Genomic DNA, 1537 nt, shown 5'->3' with positions numbered 1-1537 from the left:
CTCCTCGGCCTGGGCGCCGACGCGGTCGTGCGGGTGCCCACCGACGCCCGCCACCGCCTCGACCCCGCCGCGCTGGCCCGGGTCGCCGACGACGCGCGGGCGGCCGGCGACGTCGTCGCGGCCGTCGTCGCCACCGTCGGCTGGGTCTTCCTCATCGGCGCCGTCATGAGCCTGCAGCCCGTCCCGCAGGAGGCGGCGCGCGTGACCCAGGTGCTGCAGGGGATCGGTGTCCTCGGCCTCGTGCCCGCCGCCGCGCAGGTCGTCTCCGCGGTCCGCGGCCGGCGCGGGTGGCGCCGCGTGCTCGGCGCCCTCCTCGTCCTGCTGGCCCTCGGGGCGCTCGCCTGGCTCGCGGTCGAGCTCCGGCTGCTGGCCCCGTCGGTATCGTACTGAGCGATGAGCCCGACGGACGGCCCCGCCGTGTCCACGGACGCGCCCGTCCCGGGCGCCGGCCGGCTGAGCGCACTGCTCGGCCGGCTCGGCGTCACCGGGGTGCTCGCCCGCGACGGCCTGCTCGCCGCCGCGGTGCTGCTGATGACCGGCGCGCTCCTGGCCGGCCTGTTCGCGGTCGCCGACGGCGAGGGCCTGACGTTCGGTCCGGGCCGTGGCACCGTCCTGGCCGTCGCGCTGTGCGCCCAGGCGCTCCCGCTCGTCGTGCGCCGCGTGCGGCCCGTGCTCACCCTGGCGCTGGTCACGGCCTGCCAGGTGGTCGCGGTCCTCGCCGCGCCGCCCGACCTCTCGGTCGGTGGCCTGCCGCAGGTGATCGCCGCGTACACCGTCGGCACGCTGCTGGCCGCGCCCCGCGCGCTCGCCGTCACGGCGGCGGCCGTGCCCCTGCCCGCGCTGGCGGGGCTGGTGGCCGCTCTCGCCGCGGGCACCACCCCGTTCCCGCTCGCGGGCTCCTACCTGCTGTCCGGCCTGGTGGCGTCCGTCGGGAGCTGCCTCGTCGGTGGCGCGGTCGCGACGCGGCGCGGCTACCTCGAGCTGCTGCGCACCCGCGCGGCCGAGCTCGAGCGCACGCAGGAGGCGACGACGCGTGCCGCGATCGTCGCCGAGCGCTCCCGCATGGCACGCGAGCTGCACGACGTCGCCGCCCACCACCTGTCCGGCCTCGTCGTGCAGGCCGCCGCCGTCGAGCGGCAGATCGACTCCGACCCCGTGACGGCCAAGGCGGGCACGGCCTGGATCCGCGCCCAGGGCAAGGAGACGCTCGAGAGCCTGCGCCTCGTCGTGGGTGTCCTGCGCGAGCGGCCCGACGGCGAGGCGCCCGGCGACGCCCACGACGCCCCGCCGCCCGGCCTCGGCGCGCTGGAAGGCCTGGTCGGGACGGCGCGCGCGCTCGGCGACACCGTCGACCTGGTGCGGGAGGGTGCGCCGCGCGCGCTCGCGCCCATCGCGGACGCGGCGTTCTACCGCGTGGCGCAGGAGTCGCTGTCCAACGCGCGGCAGCACGCACCCGGCGCTCCGGTGCGCGTCGCGCTGCGGTACCGCGAGCGGGAGGTGGCGCTCGAGGTGCGCAACGGGCGCCCGGCGGGACGGC

1 protein-coding gene and 1 pseudogene are annotated in these 1537 nt (G+C 79.0%); both read left to right on the top strand.

Annotation, left to right across the window (positions count from 1 at the left end):
* Window positions 1-390, top strand: a pseudogene (locus HLB15_RS23560) (hypothetical protein); the annotation flags it as partial.
* Window positions 391-393: 3 nt separating this feature from the next.
* Window positions 394-1537: sensor histidine kinase (locus HLB15_RS23555; RefSeq protein ID WP_171109184.1), on the top strand; the 1144-nt coding region annotated here is incomplete at its 3' end.

The organism is Promicromonospora citrea, assembly GCF_013004695.1.
GTDB lineage: Bacteria > Actinomycetota > Actinomycetes > Actinomycetales > Cellulomonadaceae > Promicromonospora > Promicromonospora citrea.
The sequence above is the reverse complement of the archived record's forward strand: the minus strand, read 5'-3'. Positions and strand labels throughout refer to the sequence as shown.